Origin of the sequence: Shewanella insulae, from assembly GCF_009831655.1 — a bacterium.
In the GTDB taxonomy this organism is placed as follows: domain Bacteria; phylum Pseudomonadota; class Gammaproteobacteria; order Enterobacterales; family Shewanellaceae; genus Shewanella; species Shewanella insulae.
Window position 1 is genome coordinate 582803 of sequence record NZ_WRPA01000001.1, and the last position, 25012, is coordinate 607814.

Consider the following 25012-nt stretch of genomic DNA (forward strand, 5'->3'; position numbering starts at 1 on the left):
AAATGACCCAGGTGCAAACGGCGCAACAGGCGATGGCGACGCCAAGGCGATCGTTACTGTATCGCCTGCTGTGCTGGCTGCGTAACCTGACGCGAGTACTACTCTACCTGCCGCTGGCCCTGCTGATCCTGATCGCCATCTTAATAGGCACCCCCTTTGGCAGCCGCGTCGCGGTCAACTTAGCCGATCTGTTAGTGCCAGATTTAAGCCTCAGCTATGGCGGCGGCACACTCAATGGTCGGCTGCAGCTGGAGCATGCCAAGTGGCAGATGACAGGCATTGAGGTGGAGACACAAGGACTTAGCCTAAACTGGCGCCCCCTGTGTCTGCTGCAGCGCCAGCTATGCGTCGACTCATTGGGCGCCGATGGGGTACGTGTCGATATCGACACGGATAAACTCACGGCATCGAACCCACAACTAGCAGATCCTATCGAGGAGACTGCTGCTATTGACAACACAAGGGAAAATGGCCCGCTCACCCTGCCCTTTGGCATCATACTCAATCAGAGCCAGCTGCATCAGATTAGAGTGCAGGTCAATGAGATGCAGTTTAATGCCGAGGAGCTCGCGGTTAAGGCCAGCTGGCTCGAGACAGGGCTGAGAGTCAATCAACTGGACAGCAGCGACCTTATGGTAGCCATTCCACTGGAACAAGCCCAAAAGCAGCCAGAACAGCCTCCCATACAGTCGCCCCAGCAAGAGGAGCCGAGCTGGCCTCTTAGCCAGTTGCCCGAGGTTGAGATCCCCATGCCTATCTTTGTCGACGGCGCACATCTGGTCGACAGCGAGCTCAGGCTCGGCGAGCGCATTGACAAGTTTGCCACTATCGATCTTGCCGGCAGCTACCTCGGCTACAAGATCAGCCTCGACAGCCTGGCCGTCCAACATGACTACGGCAAGGCGCAGCTAGATGGCGAAATAAGCCTGACTCAAGACTACCCCATGGCCCTGAATCTTGAGGCGGATCTCACCGCCAACAGTGTCAGCGAGCTGCCGGAACTCAGGCGCCAGCGCCTTAACGCCGAAGTCAAAGGCGGTTTCTCATCCCTTGCCGTCAAGCTTAAGGGTGAGGGACACCTTGAGCTGGACCTAAAGGCCAAGGCGAACCTGAGCACCCCAGCCCTGCCATACGAGATGACGCTTTCCAGCCCGCACCTGCTGTGGCCCCTCGGCCAGCCCCAATATGAAGCCAAGGCCTTAGACCTTGAAACCAAGGGAAGCGCTAAATCCCAAGGCCTCACGCTTACGGGTGAGCTTAAGACCCCTTATCATCCCTGGTTGGTCCTGCAAACTCAGTTGACCCATCAGGCTCAAAGAATCGAGGTAGCCTCCCTTGCCGTTGACAGCGAGATGGGAAGCGTCGGGCTCACGGGAGAGCTAGGCTATGGCCAGACCATTAGCTGGGATCTGGCGGCCGACACTCAAGGGTTAGATCTTGCCCAGCTGAATGTGATGCCAGAAAAGCCCCTACCCGAGACCCGAATCGATGGCAGCCTACATAGCCAGGGACGCTTCGGTGAGAAACAATGGTCAATTGGTATCAGCCAGGCGGATCTTCAAGGCCAGGTGGATCAATACCCCTTAAGGCTTCAGGGGGATATTTCCCTCAATGACAAGTTCCAACTTAACGCCGAGCACCTGCGACTCGACGCCCTGGAGTCACAGCTTACCCTCTCTGGGCGGGTGGACGACACCTGGGCCCTGGATGGTCAACTGAGCGTCCCCGCCCTGAGCCTGTGGGATCCAAGCGCCAGCGGCGCCATCAAGGCGATCATCAATGTCTCGGGCGATGACGAGCATCCCGAGATCGCCATTAACGCCGATACCATAGAATTTAAATATGCCAACATCGCGGTGGATAAGGCTAAACTTATCGCCTTCTACCGGCCCCAAGATAAGCATCAGTTTGCCCTGTCGCTAAAATCCTCCGATATCAAGGGGCAAGGCATAGAGCTGAGCAACCTCACCTTAGGCTTCAAGGGGGATATCGCCAAACAGAAACTCGGCCTGCAAACCTATGGCGATCTCCAGCTCCAAACCTCTATCGCCTCGACCTTCGATGAAAAGGCCCAGCGCTTCGATGCCAAGATAAAACGCGTTAACCTCAATTCACGCCTGGGGGCCATGGCGCTGGAGCAGCCTATCGACCTCTATTGGGATAACAAGCGCGCTCAGGGTGAGGTATCCCCCTTCTGTTGGCGCCATGAAGCCGCGAGCCTGTGCCTGACCGACACCGCCGAGCTGGGCGACAAGGGCGATACCCGATTGCAATTTGCTGGCGATCTCGGCGCCCTGCTTGCCCCCGTGCTGCCACAAAACCTCAAATGGCAGGGGCCGACGCGACTCGATGGCGAGTTCCAATGGGCCAAGGACGCCAAGCCCACGGGCCAGCTGACACTGGCCATGGCCCCGGGACAGTTTGAGCTCACCACCACCAAGCGCCATATTCAGGCACAATATCGTTACCTGAATCTCAAGGCGCTTCTGGATGCCCAGCATCTGGCCATCGACACTCAACTGGAGTCTGACCGTTTCGCCAAGATAGATAGCCAACTGACCATAAGTACCGATCCCGAACACAGACTCAGCGGTAAGATAAACCTTAAAGATATCGACCTGCATGCCCTGGCCGACTTTACCCCACAGCTGGAGGTGCTCGACGGTCAGGTGTCCAGCGCCATCACACTCGGCGGCACCCTAAGTAAGCCGGATCTCAGCGGTACGGTCGATCTCGTCAACGGCCAACTGGCGGCGGCCGCTAACCCAACCCTGCTGGACAACATAGGCCTCAGACTCACCCTGCAAGGCCAGAAGGGACTCATCAAGGGCCAATGGACCATGGGGGATGGCAAGGCTGGCCTAGATGGCGTGATCGGCTGGGAACAGGGGCTAAAGGGGGAGCTTAACTTTAGCGGCGACAAGCTGGCCATCATTCAGCCGCCGCTGGCAATCCTCGACGTGTCACCGAACCTCGACATCAATTTCAGCGACAAGCACCTGGATATTCGCGGCAAGCTAGACGTGCCATCGGGTCATATCAGGATCGTTCAGCTTCCCGAGGGCGGCGTGGCCGAATCCAGCGATGTGGTCTTCAACGACAGCCTGGCGAGTAAGACCCAGGTTAAGGACCCTATCTCCGTCACCAGCCAGATAGCCATTAAGGTCGGCGACAGGCTCAATATCGACGGCATGGGCCTGAGAGGCCTGTTGGTGGGCACACTGGAGCTTCGCCAGGCGGCCTTTAAGCCGCCCCTACTCTATGGCGACATCAAGGTGGTTAACGGCAGCTATAAGTTTATGGGACAGACACTGTCGATCAAGGCGGGCGAGGTGCAGTTTGTCGGCCCTATGGCGGTGCCGAACCTGAATATCGAGGCGATCCGCGAGATTAAAGATGAGGATGTCGTCGCCGGTGTGCGCATTACCGGCACCCCACGAAAGCCTGTGGTCACCCTCTTCTCTAACCCGGCCAAGGAGCAGGCGGAGATCCTCTCCTACATCATCAAGGGCACAGGACTCAACAATTCAGATTCGGATCAGAACAGTGCCCTCATGATGGGCGCCGCCCTCACCCTGGGCAATCAGCTGGGGGATAACGCCCTCTCTAACCTGGGCAACTCGGCCACCGGCATCATAGAAAAAATGGGCATCTCCAACGTTCAGCTCGACGCCAACGACGACGGCAAGGTCGCCATCAGCGGCTTTATCGGCGAAGACCTGATGGTCAAATATGGTGTGGGGGTGTTTAACCCTGGCTATGAGATGACGGTGCGCTACTACCTGATGTCCCAGCTCTATCTAGAGAGCGTCTCGGGCACCATCTCCAAGACGCTGGACATCTATTACAACTTCGATATCGATTGATGCGAAATATCGGTATTAAAAAAGCCGCTCATCTGGAGCGGCTTTTTTGTCTTCAAACGGGTTTACCTTAGGCTTACCGGCTAGTCCTTGTTGGTCTCGGCCGATTGCATCAGATTGGCCTTGTAGCGCTGCCACACCTTACCACTATTGATGCCGTAGCTGCGCATCAGCACAGGCACATCGTTGTGGTTATGGGCCTTTGCCAATGCCTCGAGTGCCTGATAGAAGTCCAGCGCCAGCTCGCGGGCCTTCTCTATGGCAAAGTACTCTTCACCCACACGGCTGTAGAGCCCCTTGAAACCGTTGAGGATCAACACATACAACGGATTGCCCGAATGGTAGGCCAAGGTGTGATGCAGCTGATAATCGAACTCGATAAAGGCCTTGGCATCATCTTTCAGGGTCGCCAGTGGCGCCAGCGCCTCCAGCACCTTGTCTGGGTTGTAACGCACCGCGCCCTTAAAATAGATGGCGCTGATGTTGGTGCGAGCAGACAACAGCTGCTCAAGCAGCACAGGTTCACCGGCAGGATTAAGCTCGGCGATGGTCTCCAGCACGTTCAGGCCCGAGGTTTCCCAGATGTCGTTTACCCGGGTCGGCTTACCGTGTTGAATGGTCAGCCAGCCATCGCGGGCGAGGCGCTGCAATACTTCACGCAGCGTCGTACGTGTCACACCGATCAGTTCAGACAATTCACGTTCGGCAGGCAGAATGGTACCGGGTGGAAACTTTCCCTCCCAAATCGAACGAACAATATACTTTTCGGCAAAGCTCGCAGGACCTTTCGCTTCAATAATATCTTTGTCTTTAGGCGTTACAGGTACTTGGGGGACAGTTGTCATCAGGCCACTATTCCAATTTATTCAAAGTTATCTTGGGCACTGATCATACCAGAGCGGTAAAAAATGGAAACCTAATCCGTAACATTACTGGATAAGATCAAGGACTCAGATCTCATTAATGGGCAAAATACACACCACATCAACAAGCTTGTGATATAGATTGCAGTTAATGTCTGTTTTTGGGCAATGGGTGCCATAAAAGTATTAAATTCTACATATCATTAGGATACACTGAATTGAACAGCGGACTGTTCGTTAACTTTCTGTCAAAAAAAAATTATATAGTTGAGAGGATGCCATGCCTGTGACCATGAGTCAGGCGTTTATTGACAATTTCTTAGGAAATTCTCCTAAGTGGTTCAAAATCGCAATTTTATCATTCTTAGTGATCAACCCTATCGTCTTCTACCTCAACCCATTCGTCGCCGGATGGTTACTGGTAGTCGAGTTCATCTTCACGCTGGCAATGGCGCTGAAATGTTATCCCCTTCAACCCGGTGGTCTGCTGGCCATCGAAGCCGTCCTCATAGGCATGACCTCCCCCAGTCAGGTACTGCATGAGATCGAAGCCAACCTGGAAGTGCTGCTGCTATTGATCTTCATGGTGGCCGGCATCTACTTCATGAAGCAGTTGCTGCTGTTCGTGTTCACCAAGATGATCACCAAGATCCGCTCCAAGGTAGTGGTTTCCTTGATGTTCTGTGTGGCATCGGCCTTCCTGTCGGCCTTCCTCGATGCACTCACGGTAATCGCCGTGATCATCGCCGTGGCAGTAGGCTTCTACTCCATCTACCACAAGGTGGCTTCAGGCAAGAGTTTTACCGACGATCACGACCATACCTCAGACCATCACGGCGAAGGTCATCCCCTGTGTGAAGATGAACTGGAGGCGTTTCGTGGCTTCCTGCGTAACCTGCTGATGCACGCCGGTGTCGGTACTGCATTAGGTGGCGTCTGCACCATGGTGGGCGAACCGCAAAACCTGATCATCGCCGCCCAGGCCAACTGGCAGTTTGCCGAGTTTGCCCTGCGCATGGGCCCAGTTACCGTGCCTGTGTTTATCGCCGGTATCGCCACCTGTTTCTTTGTAGAGAAGTTTAAGTGGTTTGGCTACGGTCAACAGCTCCCGGAGGCGGTACATAAGATCCTGTCCGATTACGCCTCTTATGAAGATTCCCACCGCACCAACCACGATAAGATCAAGCTGGTTATCCAGGCGTTCGTGGGTGTCTGGCTGATCGTCGGCCTGGCCTTCCACCTGGCCTCTGTGGGGCTTATCGGTCTGTCGGTGATCATCCTGACCACAGCCTTTAACGGCGTCACCAACGAACATGCCCTGGGTAAGGCGTTCGAAGAGGCACTGCCCTTCACGGCCCTGCTAGCGGTGTTCTTCGCCATCGTGGGTGTGATCATCGACCAGCAGCTGTTTGCCCCAGTGATCCATTGGGCACTGAGCTACGAGGGCAACACTCAGCTGGTGATCTTCTACATCGCCAACGGCCTGCTCTCCATGGTGAGTGACAACGTGTTCGTCGGTACCGTCTATATCAACGAGGTGAAGGCCGCGCTACTGGATGGACAGATCACCCGAGATCAATTCGACCTGCTGGCGGTTGCCATCAACACGGGCACCAACTTGCCATCTGTGGCGACCCCTAACGGTCAGGCTGCCTTCCTGTTCCTGCTGACCTCGGCGATTGCCCCCTTGATCAGACTCTCCTATGGTCGCATGGTGTGGATGGCGCTGCCCTACACTATCGTCTTGTCTATCGTGGGGATCCTGGCCATCGAGACCGGTTTCCTGAGCGACATGACCCAATACTTCTACGATTCGCACATGCTGATCCACCACTCGGTGGCGGAAGCGGCCAAGGGCGCAGTCAGCGGGCACTAATTTGTTGATTGACTGAACTTATCTAGTTTCGTAAAGTCTTAAAAACGCCTCTAGCAGTTAGAGGCGTTTTTTTATAGGAGAATATCGTTGAGCGCCCTGACCCGATTTGCACAGTCTCGTTTAGCCTGGACCATACTGCTACTCACAGCCATTGGCCTGGAAGCTTGTGCCCTCTTCTTTCAACACGTGATGAAACTCGACCCCTGCGTCATGTGCATCTATCAGCGTGTCGCGGTACTCGGCGTACTCACCGCCGGCCTCATCGGCGTAGTTGGCCATAAACTTCGTCTGCTGCGATTCCTCGGGGTACTGGTATGGGGCGTTAGCGCGGCCTGGGGCCTTAAGCTGGCACTGGAGCTGGTGGAGATGCAGACCAACCCGTCGCCTTTCTCCACCTGTTCCTTCCTACCGGAATTTCCCGAGTGGATGCCGCTACACGAGTGGTTCCCCTCTGTCTTCCTGCCCACCGGCATGTGCACCGACATCCCATGGGAGATGTTTGGCATCACTATGTCACAGTGGATGGTGGTCGCCTTCAGCACCTACCTGATTGCCCTGGTGGTGTTTATCATTCCGGCATTAATGCCAACGAAGAAGGCTTAATCGCGACTAATTTAGCCGATAGCGCAATCGGCCATTGCTTAGATTAAACCCCCTAACGGGCGTTTTTTATTGCCCCCTACAATGGGCTCTTTGGTTTACTTGAGGAACGACAACCAGCAAAGTCATTTATTAAGGGGGTCTTGAAGCGTTCCTTCACTGCAACCTAACGCCTGCCCGGCGGGGGTTGTGCAAACACTAATTCGGCACGCTATGAATATGTATATGGACACCTCGGATAGATCAAACATTTTGTGAGTAACAGCAAGTAATACTGCGTACGTATATCCGACCTGTTTGTGGGCATCTTCGTGCTCTGACCTTAATGAGAACCGCGCCTTCGCTGCTTACCGTCCCTTCGGTGTTACAACACCTTATATTCTCTCAGCATTTTCGAAGGGCGGTATTACCTGTTACTTCATTAACTGTGTTCGGTTTTTGGGGTATGTATTTGTTCTTGTTGTTTAGCCAGGTCTGTACTCGGCTTTATAGTAAAGCATCACCCAAATTATCCTGGCGAGTTTGTTGGCCACAGCTACCGCCGCTTTCTGTTTGCCTCTTCGTTCGATGGCCTTTCTTGCCCAGACAGATAACCTGTCGTCGTTATTATTGGCGCAGCGTATGACAGACCAAGCACCTTGAATCAGTTGTCGCCTTAGATAGCTGTTTCCCCACTTGGTAATTGCCCCCAGCTTTTGTTTTCCACCACTTGAGAACTCTTTCGGCACTAGCCCCAAGTTTGCGGAAAAATGTCGACCATTTTGATACCCAGAACCATCACCTACAAAGGAGACTACGGCTATTACCGTAATATCTCAATATTAAAAGAATAATTTATTATTCTTTAACAAGAAGCTTAAATTAAATCAACATAACCTAAGTATTTTTCTTTATAATAATTACTTGGAGTTCCTTCAAATACAATCTTTCCACCATAAACACCAGAGCCTGGACCTATTTCAATTACATAATCTGACTTTAAGAACGCGACCTTTTTATGTTCAATCAAAACTATCGAATAATATTCTTCAGCATAACTTCTTATAAAACTAATCACATCTCCAGCCGTTTTGTTATCAAGCCCTGAAGCTGGCTCATCGACAATCAGTATTTTATTTTTTGTATTTCTTTGCGGCAAGTTAATTAATAATTTAATCCGCTTTAACTCACCTCCGGATAGTGATTTTGTTTTTCTATTTAAAGAGAGATGTCCCAAACCAAGGCTTATGGCGTCAGAGCAAATTCTATCGATGGAAGGTATACCTAGCAATGACAATTCGGTTAATGTCATTGTATATATAGCTCGAATTGAATAGCCATTAATATCAAAACTTTCCGCTTCTGATGAGAATAGTGTTCCATCACAATCTGGACAACCAATTTCTATATCACTATCAAAACTTCTGCTAATTTTAATTACACCTTTACCCGAACACTGCTTGCACACTATTGGGCCAGGCTCATTTAGGATAAAATAACTACTTTCTAGATTGTATTTTTGACTAAACTTAGAAGCTATTTTTTTATTCAAACCAGTTAAAGATGCTACCGTAGACCTAATATTCCCTTTAATTAGCTCTTGAGAAACATATGATACATTATTACAGTTCTCGCTAATAAATTTTGCCAAACTTGACTTTCCAGAACCAGATTTACCAACTATAGTGGACATACAATTAATTGGTAGTTTCAATGTCAAGTCTTTTATGTTATTTATATTAATTCCTGAAATTTCGAAAAACTCCATATTTTTCTCTACATTATTCAGGCTTATATTGTACTCTTCATTGTTTTTATTTTCGATTATGTAACCACCTGTTTGACCTGCACTTGGACCAATAGTTATAACGTTATCAGATCTTGAAATAAAATAATCATTATGCTCAACCAACAAAACTGTATTACCGCTCTCCTGAATAGTTCTAATCCTATCAAACAACATTTTGTGATCACTTACGTGAACTTGTGATGACAATTCATCAATGACAATTAAAATCCCTGTAATCTCTGAACTACAAAGTTTAGAAAAGTTGACCTTCTGAAGTTCACCTCCAGATAAGGATGGAATAGTTCGATTAAAAGACAGATATGATAAATCTGAGTGACACAATTGCTCCAAAAGAGTAACTATAGGTTTGTTATTTGTTTTTTTTGACTTTATCAAATCTAGTATTTGACCGATATCTTTTGTTAGAAAATCAACAAATTCTAGCCCATATACTCTAAAATCTTTATACTTATCAATTGCTATACCTGAGCCAAAACATTCTTCACACTCTTGTTTCTTTGAAAATTTAATTGCCAAATCATATTCGGATTTTTTATTACTTTTCAAAAGTTGATTCAACTCATTTAAAATTCCGACATATATTAACTTTCTAGAACGCCTTTTCCCTTGATGAATAAAGTTTATAGGAAAGTTTTGTTTTGATATATCATACAATAATTTTTCTTTATGAGAACTCGGTAACTTTCCGAATGGTGTCACAGTAGATATCCCATTAGCTTCGCAATAAGCGACCAATAATTTATGCTTTCTATTGCTTCCACTTTTCACCCAAGGCTTAAAGGGGTTCTCGCTCACTGTCTTTTCTTCATCTATTACTAATCCATCATCTATATAATATGACAACTTTCTGCCATTACACGCTGAGCACTGATTTTCAGGTTTATTTATTTTCAAAAGAGTGTGATTATAATCAAAATTATCATTAGATATCAACGAGGTTAATAATGATGGAATATTTAAATATGTATATAAAGAAGATCTTGGGTTAATATTGGAGTTTTTTTGTTTAAGAGCGACAGAAGGTACTATGTTTTTATATGAGTCCAAAATAAAACATGGTGATTCATAATATCCACTTTCTAAAGACTTAAATTCATTTTTGCATAGTTCATATAATGTATTATAAGCCAGTGATGACTTGCCTCCACCACTAATGCCAATCAACGATGTTATTTCACCTTTGGCTAATTTAAAATCAATATTTTTTAAGTTATTAGTTTTAATACCGACCAATTCAATATTATCACTCATAAAATCACCTATTTATATAGACCATTGTTTCCACACCATTCACAATCGTCATTTTTTTCCACGAGGTGCTTATCGATATCTCTTTCTCTTACATTAAACTCGATTCTAGCATTACAGTTTGATATACGATCGTATTTTCCAGAAACTATTTTTAAAGCATCTATTGTCGCTAGTGATGCAGCAATAGTACTTAAAGGAGAAAAGCTCCCAATCCTACGATTTTTTCGAGTTAACTTTTTTACACCGTTCAAATCAGCATCGTTTATCTTCTGTAAATGCTTCTCAAAGCACATTACACAAGCTGTCCGATTAGGAATTACCGTTTGTCCGATTAGGGTCAGATGTAAATTATAACCACCACCAACAATATGTGGAATTTTATTTTTCATACAAAACTTTGCTATTATCCTTGTCGTTTCATCTACACTTGGCTTATCAGCACAGTTAATAATCAAATCATATGTGTCATTGTATTTGCTAAAAAATTCAGAAGTTAACTTATCTTTAATTTTATTTATTTTTACATCAGGAAAAACACTACATAGATTTTCAGATAAAACATCCACTTTAAATTTATCGATATCTTCTTCAAAAAACATACCTTGTCTATGTAGGTTTGAAAATTCTACAGTATCATCATCTACTAGCGTAATATTCTTTAATCCAGATCTTATCAGTGATTCTGAAATCCAAGTTCCTACCGCTCCTAAACCAACAATCATGACATTACTAGTGCTAATCAACTTTAATGATGCAATAACATCACTTGTGGAAGAGCAATAATCCTCAAAAAAGTTGACTAGTCTGTATTGCTCTGATAAAAAACTTTCAGGATATTCACAATCGACCTTGATCAGTACGTTCTTTTTTATTAAAAATGAAATAAGATCAAATAAATCATCACCATCTATATTTCTATAAACTTTTAATACGTCATTAACTGTCTTTTCACCATCAAATGAAAATAATAAATCTAAAATTTCTTCGTACTCGACCCTAATCTTAAATTGCTCTCTTAGGTTAGAAAGAAAAACATCTAGAATATTATCATCATAAACCAGTGCAATAGAAGATTTTAATCTATAAATATCATCAACCACAAATACTACATCCTTTTTGTTTTTTCATTTCAAACCATGTTTGTTCACAACGTTCTGTCAGAAACTCACCTCTTTTATTTACCTTATTATTTCCATTTAAATTACCTAGCAAAAAATCAATAATATTCATACACGCAAGGCTACTACTATATAACGTTTGAGCAAACGTACCACCAGCACCTCCTATCAATACATCAGTTCGAGCTGTTAACGATGAACTCTTTATACCAGAATTATAATTATATTTAGGTTTCCAATCTTTTAAAGCATAACGAAAAGTATTTGAACAGCAGTCAATACAGGGGGTTATTCCTTTGTAGATTAACTCTCCAGAACTCATTAAGTGAGCATCAAAGCCCCCTGCCACATAAAGACCGATGCTCTTATCCCACAAATACCTACCTAGTTTTACGCTAATGTGTCCAATATAGGGTTCATCTGCCGTGTTGACAACAAGATCTACTGAGTCATTTACTAATTCATCTAAATTACTGCTTGGTGTTATTTTGGATTTGATTTCGGTTATGTTAGCCTTAACGTTGATTTTTTTTAAATGTTCACTTAACGCATCAACCTTATATGTGTTTATGTTATTTTTATTAGCATATATATGCCTAACCAAATTACTTTCATTAATATGTTTATGGTCAACTAGAGTTATATTTAAAACTCCAGCCCTAACCAATTGAGACGCAATCGTACCACCAACAGAGCCACAACCTATAATAACTATTTTTTTTTGCATTAATTTATATTGAGACAACTCTCCCTCTTGTTCTGGGATAAGATCATCAAAATAACTAATCTGTCTAGAGTATCTATTTATTTCCGAACAACAAATATAAGTTGGTGAATTAATAATTTTAATTACGTCTTTACCCAACAAATAGTCTATTAGATTTCCCACTTCGGTTATGTCTACTAAAATCTCGTTTTTAATCAATATTTCTTGTAGTGAAAGCGAACCATCTAATGAAGAAAGAATGTTTAAAAAGCTAGAATCGATCTCTATCGTTAACTTTTCTCTGGTGTTTATTTTATAAAATTGTACCCTAGTACAATCAACACTATCTGTAGAAAATGTGTAGACATCAACACTGTCTTTAACTTTATATTTATTATTTAGCATAAAAAAGGCTAGCACTTGCTAGCCATCTCCTACTTAGTTCAATAGATTAATATTGAAGGACACCTGCATTTACTTCTAAATACTCATCCCAAGCCTCTACGCTGTCATCTGTTGACTTAACATCGTTACGTGTACAAACTCGTGTACAACAATCGCTTCGACTACCAGAACAACCATCAGAATAAGTAGCGTTTGCTTCTACATCATTAATTTCTTTAAACTTTAAACTCACTTTCTTCATTTTTATTCCTTCAGGATAAGTTTAGTAATCGAGAGTCTTACAATTAGCAACATCATTAAAAGATCTCACAATTTCGATTATTCGTTATACAACAACACAGATTTACATATTGTGACACTAGTCACAAAACCCTTTCCAATTCGGCTTAAGAGTCTAAAAATGAACGTAAAAGTAGCGCCACAGATCTTAGATAAAAACTACATCCATTTGCAGCAAATAACACCTTACTTTTAAGTTTTAAGTTTTAAGTTGATGATTGTCTATCATCTAAACTTTACCATTAACTATCAACATAGTGACCCTCATCGCTCATTTGCAAGGCCTTTTAACGCCTGACTTTTGGGAATACCAAGATAACTCCTTTTACAATCAATTAGTAGACACATATGGTGCTGTTTGATTGGTGATACTTTAATCCATCTTGTAGTTAGTATTCAACAAGCAATAGATAAAGCTAAATGGAAGAGGTGATAGATACGGGAGTAAGCACTCTTTTGGCTCTCGGCGGCATGGACGCCGCCGTGAAGCCTCCAGGGACGACTCTCTTTGACAAAAAGTCAGCGTGCCAAAAGAGTGCTTGCACATATGTCGTTCCTTCACATCCATGTGATCACGACATTGGTACTTCCGTGTACAGCACCCGCCGGGCAGGCGTTAGGTTGCCATGAAGGTATGGCCTTCAAAGTCCCATCAAATGCCCAAACTGGTAGACGCTACAACCACATTTCCCTCTCCGGGCAGGCGTTAGATAACAATGGAGCTATGGATTTGAAAATACTGGCAAATAACCAAGCGCGACAGACACCGCTGCGACCCCCTCTTTCCAGCGTATCTGCACACAAGCCTGCCGCAGGCAGTTGATCCATCATGAAGTGATGATTCTAGGTACCCTTCCAATTAGAAAACGTCGCTAGACGCTCCAGCCCAAACATCAACTAGTAATCAGAAAGGCTAAATCGAAGAAACGTTAGATACCGAGTGTAGATGCATCTGCTGACGTCGATGGCAGGGCCGAAAATGTTCCCTACATTTTTCGGCATTCCCTACATTCATGTAGGTCAGATGATCTCGCAGAGCATACAGGGAGCGTGCTTGCGGCGTGCCAAAAGAGTGCTTGCACAACCCTCGCCGGGCAGGCGTTAGGTTGCCATGAAGGTATGACCTTCAAAATCCCGTCAAATGCCCAAACTGGTAGACGCTACAACCACATTTTCCTCACTTTAATGAGAAAGTGAAAATTAGTCACAATCTTTGAGCGGCCAAAGCACGATATGGTCCTCAAGGTACCTGACCTTGTTCTCATTCACTATCTTGTTACGGGTCGACATCCCCAGCTCATGCATCTTGGTCTTATCACCGGTTAACAGCGGGTGCCAGCTGGGCAGATCCCGCCCCTGATACAGGCGCCGGTAGGCGCAGCTGTCTGGCAGCCAGGTGAGCTCGGCGATATTATCCACCGTCACCTTAGTGCAGCTGGGGACGAAGTTAAAACGTTGCTCATAGTGCATGCAGTGACACGCCTTTGCATCGAGCAGCTTACAGGCGGCGTTGGTGTAGTAGAGCTCATCGGTTTCATCGTCGATGATCTTATTGAGGCAACACTTACCGCAGCCATCGCATAGCGATTCCCATTCCTGGGCGCTCAACTGTGCGAGGGTTTTCTCTTTCCAAAACGACATCTTTACAATTCTTTCAAGGGCGAAACTTTTAATCGCCAAAAGCTTAGCGCCGAACCTGTATTAACAGGCCCGGCGTCTCGTGCAGCCTACTTTATCGCAGGATACTTAATTCTTTCTGACAGGTAGGTCACGGCAAGGGTAAGGTGATCCGACCCTTGGGTCTTTCTCAGCGTCCGATAGTTGTCATACACCAGATAGCTGCGACCACCTCTGCCATCAGGCATGATGAGCGACACCTGCATATCCTTGCGTGACGGCAGATCTGAACCATTAAAGCGTCTGACGCCCAGCGCCTGCCACTGATCGAAGCCCTTATGCACCTCTAGCCCCACTAAATCCTGCGGCAGTTCCTTGGGCGCCTTAACCTGGCGACCCCAGGTGCCGTGATAATTCCAGCCAAGCTGCTTAAGATAATTTGCCGTGGTGGCAAAGGCATCGGCGAGATCATGCCAGATATCCACCTTGCCGTCACCGTTACCATCTTTGCCATACTTAGCCAGCTGAGACGGGCTAAAGTGGGGATAGCCCATCAGGCCGGTAGAATCACTCTTGAGGCTGTCGAAGCTCAGCTGGTCGCGCTCCATCAGCTTAAGCGCCGCCAGAAACGCCCCATTCGCCTTAGTGTCACTGGGAGCGCCTTGGTCGCCATGATAGGCGTTAGAGGCGATCACCGTCAGCGCCGGGTAATCGCTGGCATCAAAGGCCGAGGCGATGCCCCAGTAGGCCAGCACAAACCTTGGCTGAACCCCATACTCCTTGCCGAGTCGATCAAACAGCGCCTTGTTATCGCGATACAGGCTTCTGGCCTGCTCCACCAGGGGTTCGCTTACCCGCTTCGGCAGATAGGTATCTAGATTGTTGGGACCATTGGCGGCGGGTTCGTTAACCACCGCCTTCTTAAACAGCTTTATCTGGTTGAAAACCGAGTCTATGGTTCCCTGGGCGATCCCCTGCTCGACGGCTTGCTGCTTTAAGCCAGAAAGATATTGATCATAACTGAGCGCTGACTCTTGGGCTTGCGCAGAACTGGCCAAAACCATCCCATTTGCAAGTAGAACACCTAGCAAAACATTCTTTAAAAACATGCACTTTCCTAGTCTCTGCTATAACCTATCTCTTTCTTGTACTCATCGAGTAGGTTAACCGGCGGTGGTGGTAGTTGAAGATAGTATCCCTTCTCCGCGAGTTCAACTTTTACTTTTTCGATATCCGCAAGTGCCAAGTGTTCACGTTTGTTAAGCGGCAACAACATCACCAGCTCGGGCGTACCAAACATCTTCATCAGAGGCTCGGGCACACGCTCAAATTCGTTGCGTTTCTCCACAAAAAGATAACTATCGGGTTTTAAGCGACTCTTATATACAGCACAGATCATATAGGGTGAAATTTCCAGTCTATTCAACTTGCCAGCAAATTGCGCACACTATAACATGGAGCGCAAGGATTATAATAATATCTAACCGGCGCCTGCCGGTTAATTTTATCAAGAGCAAGTTTAGGAATGCAGAAACCTAGCCTCGAATTAAAAGGCTCTTCATTTACGCTTTCGGTGCTGCATATTAATGATGCAGATCTCGACGGGGTCGCCCGCGAACTCGACGACAAACTAGCCATCGCGCCACAGTTTTTTCTTGGTGCGCCCCTGGTCATCAACTTAAGCGCCATCTCAAATCCCGACTACAACCTTGCCGGCCTTAAAGATCTCTTGATCTCCAGGCAGTTGGTGATCGTGGGGATCACAGGCGCGCCGAGTGCCATCGCCAATCAGGCCAAGGCCTTAGGGCTTGCGCTGATTAAGTCGGGCAAGCAGAGCCAGACCCAGCCGCAGCTACCCAAGACCACCAAGATAGTGAAGCAGAATATTCGTTCGGGGCAGCAGATTTACGCAAAGAATGGCGATCTCATCATCATTGGCGCCGTGGGCAACGGCGCGGAAGTGATTGCAGATGGCAGCATACACATATACGGTAGTCTTAGAGGCAAGGCCATGGCGGGTGCCAGTGGCGATAAGAATGCCGTGATCATCGCCCAGAATATCGATGCCGAGCTGGTCTCCGTCGCCGGGCAATATTGGTTAACCGAGAATCTACAGGCACATGCCTCGATCAAGAGCGGTTGCATCAGGCTTGACGGCGATAGCCTTACCGTCGAAGCACTATCGCTATAGAAATTGAAAAGGACAGAAACAAACATGGCACAAATTATTGTTGTCACCTCAGGTAAGGGTGGAGTGGGCAAGACCACTTCGAGTGCGGCCATCGCCACCGGCCTGGCATTGAAAGGACATAAAACCGTGGTGGTCGATTTCGATATCGGCCTGCGTAACCTGGACCTCATCATGGGCTGCGAGCGCCGCGTGGTATACGATTTTGTCAATGTGATTAACGGCGAAGCCAACCTGAATCAGGCGCTGATCAAAGATAAGCGTACCAGCAACCTGTTTGTGCTGCCCGCCTCACAGACCCGTGACAAAGATGCCCTGACCAAAGAGGGAGTTGGCCGCGTACTGGAGGAACTTAAGCAGGAGTTCGAGTACATCGTCTGTGACTCCCCCGCAGGGATCGAGACCGGCGCCATGATGGCACTGTACTACGCCGATACGGCTATCGTGACCACCAACCCAGAGGTCAGCTCGGTACGCGACTCGGACCGCATCCTGGGCATGCTACAGAGCAAGTCAAAGCGCGCCGAAGAGGGACTGGAGCCGGTCAAGGAGCTTCTGCTGCTGACCCGTTACTCCCCTACCCGCGTGGCTACAGGCGAGATGCTCAGCGTGGCCGACGTGGAAGAGATCCTGGCGATTCCGCTGCTTGGGGTAATACCCGAATCACAGGCCGTGCTCAAGGCCTCTAACTCGGGCGTGCCTGTGATCATAGACCAGGAGAGCGATGCCGGTAAGGCCTACAGCGACGCCGTTGCGCGACTAACGGGTGAGAGCATTGAGATGCGTTTCGTCACCGAAGAGAAAAAAGGATTCTTGAAAAGGATATTTGGTAGCTAATTATGTCTTTACTCGATTACTTCAGAGCGAAAAAAGAGCCTACGACCGCAGTCACCGCCAAGGAGAGATTGCAGATCATCGTCGCCCATCAGCGCGGCGAGCGTGATGCGCCTGACTACTTTCCGGCGATGAAGCAGGAGATCATCGAGGTGATCCGCAAGTATGTGCAGATAGACAGCGATCAGGTATCGGTGCAGCTGGATCAGAACGACGACAAGCTGTCGGTACTGGAACTGAATGTGACCCTGCCAGAAAAGCCTTAAGCGCCTAGGCAGCAAAGAAAGCCGCACTAACGTGTATTAACGCAGCACAAAAAAGCCCTCTGATGAGGGCTTTTTAATGGGTGTCGATTAGCAGCGCAGAATCCCGCTGGAATTAACAGCTGATCTCCGCCAGAGCGTTTTGACTCAGCTCACCGCGCCAGCCCTGTAACACCAAGGGCGTGTCCCCCTGGCCATCATTCCAGCGCCACTGCAGGTATTCGTGAATATGACGCTTTGAGCCCAGCAGTTCCATGGGCACCTGGTGGGTCTCGGCTACCTGGGTCAGCGCCTGCTTAATCGCCTTGAAGGCCGACTTGTAGCCAGGCTTTAAGGCGATCACATCGATAGCCTCGGGCAAATTATCCAGATCCGCCTTGGCCATCTCGGCGATGATCGCCTTGGCATGCATCCGCTTCTCCTGTTCGGTCAGCTCTGTCATTCTGAAGATCTCGCCCGTGCTCTTAGGCTGCTTCTTGGCCAGCGCCAACAGCGCGTGATCTTTGATGACGAAGCCCAGGGCCAGATCTCTGTCCAGCGCCTTGTGCAAACGCCACTTGGCCAGCACCTTCAGATAGGCCAGTTGCTTAGGGCTTAGCTGAAAGGCGTTCTTCACCCTAAGATAGGCACTGTCGCCATCCGGGCTTTGCAGACGGCCCTGAGTCATGCGCTCGCCCTCTTCGAGCAGCCAAGGCAATCTGCCGCTCTCCTCTAGCTTGGCTAACAACTGAGGGTAGAGACGATAGAGATAGTCCACATCGTTGGCGGCATATTGCAGCTGAGCATCGGTGAGCGGGCGCTTCATCCAGTCGGTGCGGGACTCGCCCTTATCCAGCGCCACCCCCAGGCAGTGCTCCACCAGCTTGGCGTAACCCATGCCATGGCCCCAGCCACAGAGTGCGGCGGCTATCTGACTGTCGAACAGTACCTTAGGCTGGCAGCGACCGTAACGGGCCAAGACTTCGAGATCTTCGCTGCAAGAATGCAGTACAGTGATCATGTCGTCACGTTCCAGCAGCGCCCAAAATGCAGAGAGGTCGCTCACCGCCACAGGATCGATCAGCGCCAGAGTCTGTCCGTCATAGACCTGGATCAACCCCAGCTTGGCGTAATAGGTGCGGGTGCGAACAAATTCGGTATCTAACATCAGGACCTTCGCCTGACGATACTTGTCCACCAGCGCGCTCAGGCTGGCGTCATCCTCTACATATTGAAAGGTCAAATCTCATCTCCAAATACTGTGGCTCGGTGAACGCAAAAGCCGGCATTATGCCGGCTTTGAGTCACCTAAAACAGGTGGTTCCCTATGCAACTAGGCCGATTTGGCTTCGTCGCGCAGCTCGCGGCGTAAGATCTTACCCACGTTGCTCTTAGGTAGCTCATCCCTGAATTCTACCAGCTTAGGAATTTTATATCCCGTCAAATGATGACGACAGTGCTTGATCACCTGCTCTTCGGTCAAAGATTTATCTTTCGGTACCACAAACACCTTCACCAGCTCGCCGCTCACCTCGTGAGGAACGCCCACGGCGGCCACTTCCAACACCTTAGAATGCAGGGCCACTACCTCTTCCACCTCGTTGGGGAAGACGTTAAAGCCAGAGACCAAGATCATATCTTTCTTACGGTCAACGATATAGAAGAAACCCTTGTCGTCCATGTAGCCGATATCACCCGTAGCCAGGTAACCGTCCTTATCGATCACCTTGGCCGTCTCTTCCGGGCGCTGCCAGTAGCCCTTCATCACCTGAGGCCCCTTGGCGTAGAGCTCGCCCGTCTCACCCTGAGGCAGCACATTGCCCTCTTCGTCACGCACCTGCATGTCGGTATTGGCGACCGGGAAACCGATAGAGCCGTTGTAGCCCTCTAGGTTATATGGACAACAGGTCAGCAGCGGCGACGCCTCGGTCAGGCCGTAACCTTCAAGCAGGCGGGTCTTAGTGATCCCCTGCCACTTATCGGCCACCGCGCGCTGCACCGCCATGCCGCCACCGATAGAGAGCTTAAGGTTAGCGAAATCCAGGGTCTTAAATTCTTCTGAGCTGACCAGGGCGTTAAATAGGGTGTTCACCCCGGTAAGGGCGGTAAAGGGATGCTTCTTTAGCTCAGACACGAAGGCCGGGATGTCCCTCGGGTTAGTGATCAGCAAATTGTTGGCCCCCTTATGGAGGAACAGCAAACAGTTCACCGTCAGCGCGAAGATATGGTAGAGCGGCAGCGCCGTGACCACAAACTCCTTTCCATCGGCCAGCAGCGGCGAATAGGCGGCGTCGGCCTGCAGCAGGTTGCTGACGATATTGCCATGAGTCAGCATGGCGCCCTTAGAAACCCCAGTGGTACCGCCGGTGTATTGCAAGAAGGCGATATCGTCCCCCTTGATGGTCGGCTTCACATACTGCAGGCGACGTCCCTTAGAGAGCGACTGACGCATGGAGATGGCATGGGGCAGATGATACTTAGGCACCATCTTCTTGATGTACTTCACCACAAAGTTCACCAGGGTGCGCTTAGGCGCGCTGAGCAAGTCACCAAGACCTGTGAGGATAACGCTCTTCACCGGCGTCTGATCCACCACCTGCTCCAGGGTGTTGGCAAAGTTAGACACCACGACGATCGCCTTGGCGCCCGAGTCGTTGAGCTGATGCTTAAGCTCTCTCGGGGTATAGAGCGGATTCACGTTGACCACCACCATGCCGGCACGCAGGATACCAAACAGGGCGATAGGATATTGCAGCAGGTTAGGCATCATGATCGCCACGCGATCGCCCTTCTCCAGCTTGAGTTCATTTTGCAGATAGGCGGCAAAGGCACGGCTGCGCTCTTCGAGTTTACGATAGGTCAGCGTCGCGCCCATGTTGACGAAGGCGGGCTGATCGGCATACTTGGCCACCGAGCTTTCAAACAGGTCGATGAGCGAGCTGTACTGCTGCGCATCGATGATAGATGGCACATCATGGGGTAAATTTTTCGTCCAAAGCTGTTCCACGAGTCTCTCCTAAATCCCCAGGCAGAGTTAGGGTGAATGAAATCATTCACCTAAGGTTTCAAATATAGAAACTAAACACTGACTTATAAATATTGTAGGTAACACCCAAAAAATCATACGGGCGTTTTAATTTTGAACATCATCACACAATTAGAGTAAAAATCCTAGTGTAATTTTACCATCTCTTCCCGAGGGGCTGTCACGCTAAAAATGCCTTAATTGCCGCGGCCACCTCAAGGTGATTGCCCATATGGAGATGATGGTCACCCTCGAGCCTTACCTGAGTGAGATCTTGATACCAGGCGGCGACCGAATCGGCCAAACTATCGCCAGTCCTATGTTCAGTACTATTTCCAGAACCTGCGCGGGTTGCTGACACATTCCCCATCAAGGGATAACCAGTTGTGGCGTGGATCGCCAGCACCTTGCCGGCGTGGCCCTGCATCAGGCCACTGACATGATCAAAGTTGAGCCGCATGGGCGAATCTAACTTGAGCCTGGGGTCACTGCGCCAATAACAGTGACCCTCCATTTGCTGCAAGTTGCGCTCGAGGATCAATCGGCACCAGGGCATATCCAGCCCGGTCAGTTTGTGCCTCGCCCTGACGGCAGCATCTAGCACCACAGGTTTGGGCGCCATCTGACTCGTCGCCGCTCGCTGATGGGCGTCGAAGCTGCGCCTGAGCCTCAGTTTGCTCTTATCCGGCGACTCAAACAGGGGCGCGAGCGCCTCGATTAAGATCCAGCGCTCGGCCTTCTCGGCAAAGGCGGCGCTGTAGGCCGAGGCCACTATGCCCCCCAGCGAGTGGCCTATCACCCCATGTAGCGGCTGATGACGCACTATGGCATCGATCAGCAGCTCAAGATCATAGAGGTAATCTATCCAGTGCAGCGGATAACCGCCGGGCCTGTGCTGTGACGCGCCGTGGCCCGGCCAATCGATTGCCAGCAGCCGATAGTCATCAAGGTGCTGGGCGAGCGGCGCGAAGCTATTGGCGTTATCCAGCCAGCCATGGAGCGCCAGCAGTAGCGGCTTACCCGCCTCGCCCCATAGACGGCCACCGAGGCGAATATGGGGCAGCGTGATAGTGACCTCGTCACTCTCCTGGCTTAGTGTACACAGCGACGCTAATGGATCATTCATGCTTTAGGTTTTTTAATAAATTTCAGCGTCATACGATCGCTCTCACCGATGGCAAGGTACTTGGCCTTATCCTGCTCCCCAAGACGCAGGCTCGGCGGCAGGGTCCAGACGCCCTTAGGATGATCTTTGCTGTCCTTTGGATTGGCATTGACTTCACTGCTAGCCACCAGGGTAAAACCCGCCTTCTCGGCAAGGGCGATCATCTCATCCTGCACCATGTAGCCAGTGCTCAGATCCATGCCAGGGTTGGCCCTGTGTTCGACCACTCCAAAGGTACCGCCAGGCTTAAGCACCTCATAGACGGATGCGAATACCTCCTCAAGCGCACCGGCCTTGGCCCAGTTATGCAGGTTTCTAAAGGTCAGCACGGCATCGGCGCTGTTGGGGGCGCCGAGACTGACGAGTCTTGGCGGATCGAATGGTATGCTAGAGGCTTGTCCCAGCTTATCGGAATGGCTCTGCAGCCAACTATCCAGCGCCTTGCCCAGGCGGATACGATAGCCTGGCACCTCTAGGCCCTCAGGCGGGTTGGCATCGAAGTTGGCGGCGATATAGTGCCCCTCCTTGGCCAGATAGGGCGCTAGGATCTCGGCGTACCAGCCGCCGCCGGGCCACAACTCCACCAGGGTATCGCTCGGCTTAATCTCGAAAAAACTGAGAGTCTCGCCTGGATGACGATACTGGTCTCGCTCAACATTTGCCGCTTTGCGCAATGGATTGCTTAACGCATCTGTGACCTGTTGATTGACCATAGCCGGCTCGCTGGCCTGGGCATAGTTTGGGCTGACCAGGCTAGGCGCCGCCACGCCTATGGCTAATGCCAGTGAGGCCGCTAAAGTTAAGGATTTCATCGATTCTCTCCCTGAAATAAGGCTATTGGAAAGGCCTAAGCTAGCAGGCTAATTGATAAAATAAAACCTGATATACAGTCGGTTACACTTTTTGCGGGCCGACTTGATTGGCACTGTCGACCCTGCGCCAGCAGAGCCAGAGCATGGTCAGGCTGGTCAGTAACCAGACGCCTACCCAGATCCAGGCCGGGATCCAGGTCTGCTCGGCCAACATGGCGGCATCTCCTCGTCCCGGCATGCCCAGCAACACGGTCGGGCTAGCGAGCGCGTTTAACATCACCATCAGCGCCATCACCCGCAGGGCAAAGGTGAGCAGCGGGCTGTGACTAAGTTTTAACGGCAGCAGAAACAGCAGGGCCAGCATCAACAAGATGGCGACCGTCAAGAGATCCCGCCCCCAGAGTACGATACTTGCCAACACCACCAATCCTAGACAACTAAAACTGACGCGGATCCCCTTGGCCCAGGTAGCCAGATGAAAGATCAGCAATCCCCAGAGCGCCGCGCCAAAATAACCGGCAAAGCCGATCAGCACGGGCCAGCCCCCTTGGCTGACACACAGGCCAGCGCCGTTGGGATAAAGTTCGATATGACTGACTATGCCGCCGCTAAACAGGGTCGCCAGGGCGTGAGATACCTCATGAAAATAACTCTCAAGCCACTTGAAGGGCACGCTCAGATAGGGAATGCGTGTCAGCACCAGCGCCAGCAATAGCTCTACCATGAAGAGGCTGCGAGTCGGCATACCGGCGCGAGAAGAGGGGGAATCGATAGAAAAAGCCATACTGGAGAACCCATCCTTTAGGTTGTTGATGCCTTAAGAGCCGGCGCTTTAGACACGCTGGCGCTACGCCGAAACATCTTCCTTTATTGAAGACTAAACATGAACCTAGACATAGGTGTCTATGCCCACCATCTGGGAGATGGCATCGCGCTGGGCGGCGTGTTGGTGCAGCAGATATTGGCCTATGGCGCCGCGACTGCCACCGGTTTGTTGATCGTATTCAAGCTTGGCGCTGAGTCTGTCTTCGAGCGAACTCATATTCTGCTCGGCGAGCTGTGTGGAGATCGATGCGCTGGCATCAAGCTCAGCCCGCCCTGCTGCGGCAGGCCCAACGGGCGTCACATCGATGACGTTGGCTTGCACCCCTTGCTGGGGCGCGATGGCATCGCTAATCGCCGATGCGCTCGAAGAGAGTCCAGGCATCAGGTTAGATGACGAAACTTGCATCAAAGTGATTCCCCCTTCTCTCCTGACAGTCTGGTTACGGGATTATGCTTCAAGCCTACACTAAATTACTCGCGACCGGGCAGTTTTTTCCAGGTCACGGTATCGCGCAGATAGACAGGCTGTAGCTGATCGACCTCGGTCGCCAGACCCGCCTTCACCGCCGCCTCGGCCAGCGGCAGCATAAAGCGTGCGAGTGGGAACTTAGCCTCTTCAACCAGGCTCATCTGCTCGGTCAATAGCGCCGGATAGGCATCGAAGCCTGTGCCACAGGCGGCAAGCGGCGTGTCAAAAGCCAGCTGGCTCGACAACTCCTCTGGCGCGCAGACTCGCTCTTCCCCAACCAGGCTGGCTAGGCCATCGACGGCGCGATACTCCCCCCAGTAGATCTCACCCATGCGGGCATCGATGGCGGTGGCGACCTGCGCGGCTCCCTTGAGCGTTATGGCGGCCTGCGCCATGGCGGCAAGGGTTGAGATCCCCACCACGGGCAGATCTTGCCCTAAGGCCAGCCCTTGTGTCATCGAGGTACAGATACGAATGCCGGTGAAACTGCCGGGGCCACGGCCATAGGCGATCACGTCTACCTGACTGAGGGAGATCCCCGCCTCTTGCAACACCTCTTGTACCATGGGCAGCAAGCGCTGACTGTGTTCCCGCGGCGCATCGGCCTCACGGGCAAACACCTGTCCCTGATATTGCAGGGCAACCGAACAGAACTCGGTGCAGGTATCGAGCGCAAGTAAACTTAAAGGGGCAGAGAAATCTTTATTTTCCGGCATGTAAAACGAACCAAATCTGTTGCGATACCATGGCGCTGCGCTGCTTATTCAACGGCGCTCGCCCCTCATCGCCAAAACCATAAGATGAATGGCGCCGATTATAACGTAAAAGCCGCCCAGGTATAGCCCTAATTCCGCCAGGTAGAATCCGGGAACCTCGGCAAAACAGGCCGTGTTAAGCTCACTGCACCTCACAAAATGATGATTGATAGACGTCCAGGCTTTCTTCCTCTTTGATGTAAATATCGATTTTCAGCCGAGGATAAACCCGATAACATAAGACGCTAAATTAGGTCGATAAATTAGAGCGATAGCAAGATGCGCGTAAAGTATGGCCGCACAAAACCAGCCGCACTAGGCTAGCCGCAT

21 protein-coding genes and 1 pseudogene are annotated in these 25012 nt (G+C 49.7%); 6 read left to right on the plus strand and 16 right to left on the minus strand.

The annotated features are described in order from the left end of the window. Positions 1–2 precede the first annotated feature (2 nt). Positions 3–3866, plus strand: a complete 3864-nt coding sequence (gene tamB / locus GNT65_RS02530) for an autotransporter assembly complex protein TamB (RefSeq protein WP_244952068.1) — start codon at positions 3–5, stop codon at positions 3864–3866. An 80-nt stretch (positions 3867–3946) separates the two neighbouring features. On the opposite strand, the gene fadR is transcribed toward tamB, so the two are convergent. Continuing rightward, positions 3947–4708, minus strand: a complete 762-nt coding sequence (gene fadR / locus GNT65_RS02535) for a fatty acid metabolism transcriptional regulator FadR (RefSeq protein ID WP_160793529.1) — start codon at positions 4706–4708, stop codon at positions 3947–3949. Positions 4709–5006: 298 nt separating this feature from the next. Here fadR and nhaB point away from each other — a divergent pair, with 298 nt between their 5' ends. After that, on the plus strand, positions 5007–6602 hold the full coding sequence (gene nhaB / locus GNT65_RS02540) for a sodium/proton antiporter NhaB (RefSeq protein ID WP_160793530.1): 1596 nt from the start codon (positions 5007–5009) through the stop codon (positions 6600–6602). 87 nt (positions 6603–6689) lie between these two features. Continuing rightward, on the plus strand, positions 6690–7205 hold the full coding sequence (gene dsbB / locus GNT65_RS02545; RefSeq protein WP_160793531.1) for a disulfide bond formation protein DsbB: 516 nt from the start codon (positions 6690–6692) through the stop codon (positions 7203–7205). 461 nt (positions 7206–7666) lie between these two features. On the opposite strand, the pseudogene GNT65_RS02550 reads toward dsbB, so the two are convergent. The 8 genes and pseudogenes from GNT65_RS02550 to GNT65_RS02585 all read right to left on the minus strand — a co-directional run. Then, positions 7667–8017 (minus strand): annotated as a pseudogene (locus GNT65_RS02550) (transposase); the annotation flags it as partial. Between the two features lie 41 nt (positions 8018–8058). After that, a complete protein-coding gene (locus tag GNT65_RS02555; RefSeq protein ID WP_160793532.1) occupies positions 8059–10242 on the minus strand; it encodes an ATP-binding cassette domain-containing protein in 2184 nt (727 codons plus the stop codon). 8 nt (positions 10243–10250) lie between these two features. Then, on the minus strand, positions 10251–11342 hold the full coding sequence (locus GNT65_RS02560; RefSeq protein WP_160793533.1) for a ThiF family adenylyltransferase: 1092 nt from the start codon (positions 11340–11342) through the stop codon (positions 10251–10253). Continuing rightward, positions 11335–12486 (minus strand): ThiF family adenylyltransferase, encoded by a 1152-nt coding sequence (locus tag GNT65_RS02565; protein ID WP_160793534.1) that lies wholly within the window; start codon positions 12484–12486, stop codon positions 11335–11337. Before GNT65_RS02565 ends, GNT65_RS02560 begins: the two co-directional genes overlap by 8 nt. A gap of 31 nt (positions 12487–12517) precedes the next feature. After that, positions 12518–12712 (minus strand): hypothetical protein, encoded by a 195-nt coding sequence (locus GNT65_RS02570; RefSeq protein WP_160793535.1) that lies wholly within the window; start codon positions 12710–12712, stop codon positions 12518–12520. A gap of 1238 nt (positions 12713–13950) precedes the next feature. Next, positions 13951–14391 (minus strand): YcgN family cysteine cluster protein, encoded by a 441-nt coding sequence (locus GNT65_RS02575; RefSeq protein ID WP_160793536.1) that lies wholly within the window; start codon positions 14389–14391, stop codon positions 13951–13953. Between the two features lie 86 nt (positions 14392–14477). Further along, entirely contained in the window at positions 14478–15431 is a 954-nt protein-coding gene (locus tag GNT65_RS02580; protein WP_244952069.1) for a lytic murein transglycosylase, read from the minus strand. A gap of 53 nt (positions 15432–15484) precedes the next feature. Further along, entirely contained in the window at positions 15485–15766 is a 282-nt protein-coding gene (locus tag GNT65_RS02585) for a YcgL domain-containing protein (RefSeq protein WP_160793538.1), read from the minus strand. A gap of 126 nt (positions 15767–15892) precedes the next feature. Between GNT65_RS02585 and minC the strand changes: the two genes are divergently transcribed. Genes minC through minE form a run of 3 tightly spaced genes read left to right on the plus strand, consistent with a single transcriptional unit; the run spans position 15893 to position 17655 of the window. Further along, positions 15893–16558, plus strand: a complete 666-nt coding sequence (gene minC / locus GNT65_RS02590) for a septum site-determining protein MinC (RefSeq protein WP_160793539.1) — start codon at positions 15893–15895, stop codon at positions 16556–16558. 24 nt (positions 16559–16582) lie between these two features. Then, positions 16583–17392, plus strand: a complete 810-nt coding sequence (gene minD / locus GNT65_RS02595) for a septum site-determining protein MinD (RefSeq protein WP_160793540.1) — start codon at positions 16583–16585, stop codon at positions 17390–17392. Between the two features lie 2 nt (positions 17393–17394). After that, positions 17395–17655 (plus strand): cell division topological specificity factor MinE, encoded by a 261-nt coding sequence (minE, locus tag GNT65_RS02600; RefSeq protein ID WP_160793541.1) that lies wholly within the window; start codon positions 17395–17397, stop codon positions 17653–17655. 112 nt (positions 17656–17767) lie between these two features. On the opposite strand, the gene rnd is transcribed toward minE, so the two are convergent. The 7 genes from rnd to tsaB all read right to left on the minus strand — a co-directional run bounded on the left by rnd (position 17768) and on the right by tsaB (position 24643). Continuing rightward, entirely contained in the window at positions 17768–18874 is a 1107-nt protein-coding gene (gene rnd / locus GNT65_RS02605; protein WP_160793542.1) for a ribonuclease D, read from the minus strand. Positions 18875–18964: 90 nt separating this feature from the next. Next, on the minus strand, positions 18965–20638 hold the full coding sequence (gene fadD, locus GNT65_RS02610; RefSeq protein WP_160793543.1) for a long-chain-fatty-acid--CoA ligase FadD: 1674 nt from the start codon (positions 20636–20638) through the stop codon (positions 18965–18967). A gap of 199 nt (positions 20639–20837) precedes the next feature. After that, on the minus strand, positions 20838–21782 hold the full coding sequence (locus tag GNT65_RS02615; protein ID WP_160793544.1) for an alpha/beta fold hydrolase: 945 nt from the start codon (positions 21780–21782) through the stop codon (positions 20838–20840). Beyond that, complete coding sequence (locus GNT65_RS02620; protein WP_420853492.1) at positions 21779–22534, minus strand: class I SAM-dependent methyltransferase; 756 nt, start codon at positions 22532–22534, stop codon at positions 21779–21781. The genes GNT65_RS02615 and GNT65_RS02620 overlap by 4 nt, the downstream gene beginning before the upstream one ends. Before the next feature lie 181 nt (positions 22535–22715). Continuing rightward, the gene (locus GNT65_RS02625; protein WP_160793546.1) at positions 22716–23417 is read right to left on the minus strand and encodes a M50 family metallopeptidase; all 702 of its coding nucleotides are present in this window, start codon (positions 23415–23417) and stop codon (positions 22716–22718) included. Positions 23418–23522: 105 nt separating this feature from the next. Next, the gene (locus GNT65_RS20500) at positions 23523–23864 is read right to left on the minus strand and encodes a hypothetical protein (RefSeq protein WP_181006110.1); all 342 of its coding nucleotides are present in this window, start codon (positions 23862–23864) and stop codon (positions 23523–23525) included. Positions 23865–23929: 65 nt separating this feature from the next. Further along, positions 23930–24643 (minus strand): tRNA (adenosine(37)-N6)-threonylcarbamoyltransferase complex dimerization subunit type 1 TsaB, encoded by a 714-nt coding sequence (gene tsaB, locus GNT65_RS02630; RefSeq protein WP_160793547.1) that lies wholly within the window; start codon positions 24641–24643, stop codon positions 23930–23932. Between the last annotated feature and the right edge of the window lie 369 nt (positions 24644–25012).

Excerpts from the sequence above, each read along its gene's own strand:
- tamB (WP_244952068.1), top strand. The coding sequence starts at position 3 with ATGACCCAGGTGCAAACGGCGCAACAGGCGATGGCGACGCCAAGGCGA.
- fadR (WP_160793529.1), bottom strand. The coding sequence starts at position 4,708 with ATGACAACTGTCCCCCAAGTACCTGTAACGCCTAAAGACAAAGATATT.
- nhaB (WP_160793530.1), top strand. The coding sequence starts at position 5,007 with ATGCCTGTGACCATGAGTCAGGCGTTTATTGACAATTTCTTAGGAAAT.
- GNT65_RS02555 (WP_160793532.1), bottom strand. The coding sequence starts at position 10,242 with ATGAGTGATAATATTGAATTGGTCGGTATTAAAACTAATAACTTAAAA.
- GNT65_RS02570 (WP_160793535.1), bottom strand. The coding sequence starts at position 12,712 with ATGAAGAAAGTGAGTTTAAAGTTTAAAGAAATTAATGATGTAGAAGCA.
- GNT65_RS02575 (WP_160793536.1), bottom strand. The coding sequence starts at position 14,391 with ATGTCGTTTTGGAAAGAGAAAACCCTCGCACAGTTGAGCGCCCAGGAA.
- GNT65_RS02580 (WP_244952069.1), bottom strand. The coding sequence starts at position 15,431 with ATGGTTTTGGCCAGTTCTGCGCAAGCCCAAGAGTCAGCGCTCAGTTAT.
- GNT65_RS02585 (WP_160793538.1), bottom strand. The coding sequence starts at position 15,766 with ATGATCTGTGCTGTATATAAGAGTCGCTTAAAACCCGATAGTTATCTT.
- minC (WP_160793539.1), top strand. The coding sequence starts at position 15,893 with ATGCAGAAACCTAGCCTCGAATTAAAAGGCTCTTCATTTACGCTTTCG.
- minD (WP_160793540.1), top strand. The coding sequence starts at position 16,583 with ATGGCACAAATTATTGTTGTCACCTCAGGTAAGGGTGGAGTGGGCAAG.
- minE (WP_160793541.1), top strand. The coding sequence starts at position 17,395 with ATGTCTTTACTCGATTACTTCAGAGCGAAAAAAGAGCCTACGACCGCA.
- GNT65_RS02615 (WP_160793544.1), bottom strand. The coding sequence starts at position 21,782 with ATGAATGATCCATTAGCGTCGCTGTGTACACTAAGCCAGGAGAGTGAC.
- GNT65_RS02620 (WP_420853492.1), bottom strand. The coding sequence starts at position 22,534 with ATGGTCAATCAACAGGTCACAGATGCGTTAAGCAATCCATTGCGCAAA.
- GNT65_RS02625 (WP_160793546.1), bottom strand. The coding sequence starts at position 23,417 with ATGGCTTTTTCTATCGATTCCCCCTCTTCTCGCGCCGGTATGCCGACT.
- GNT65_RS20500 (WP_181006110.1), bottom strand. The coding sequence starts at position 23,864 with ATGCAAGTTTCGTCATCTAACCTGATGCCTGGACTCTCTTCGAGCGCA.
- tsaB (WP_160793547.1), bottom strand. The coding sequence starts at position 24,643 with ATGCCGGAAAATAAAGATTTCTCTGCCCCTTTAAGTTTACTTGCGCTC.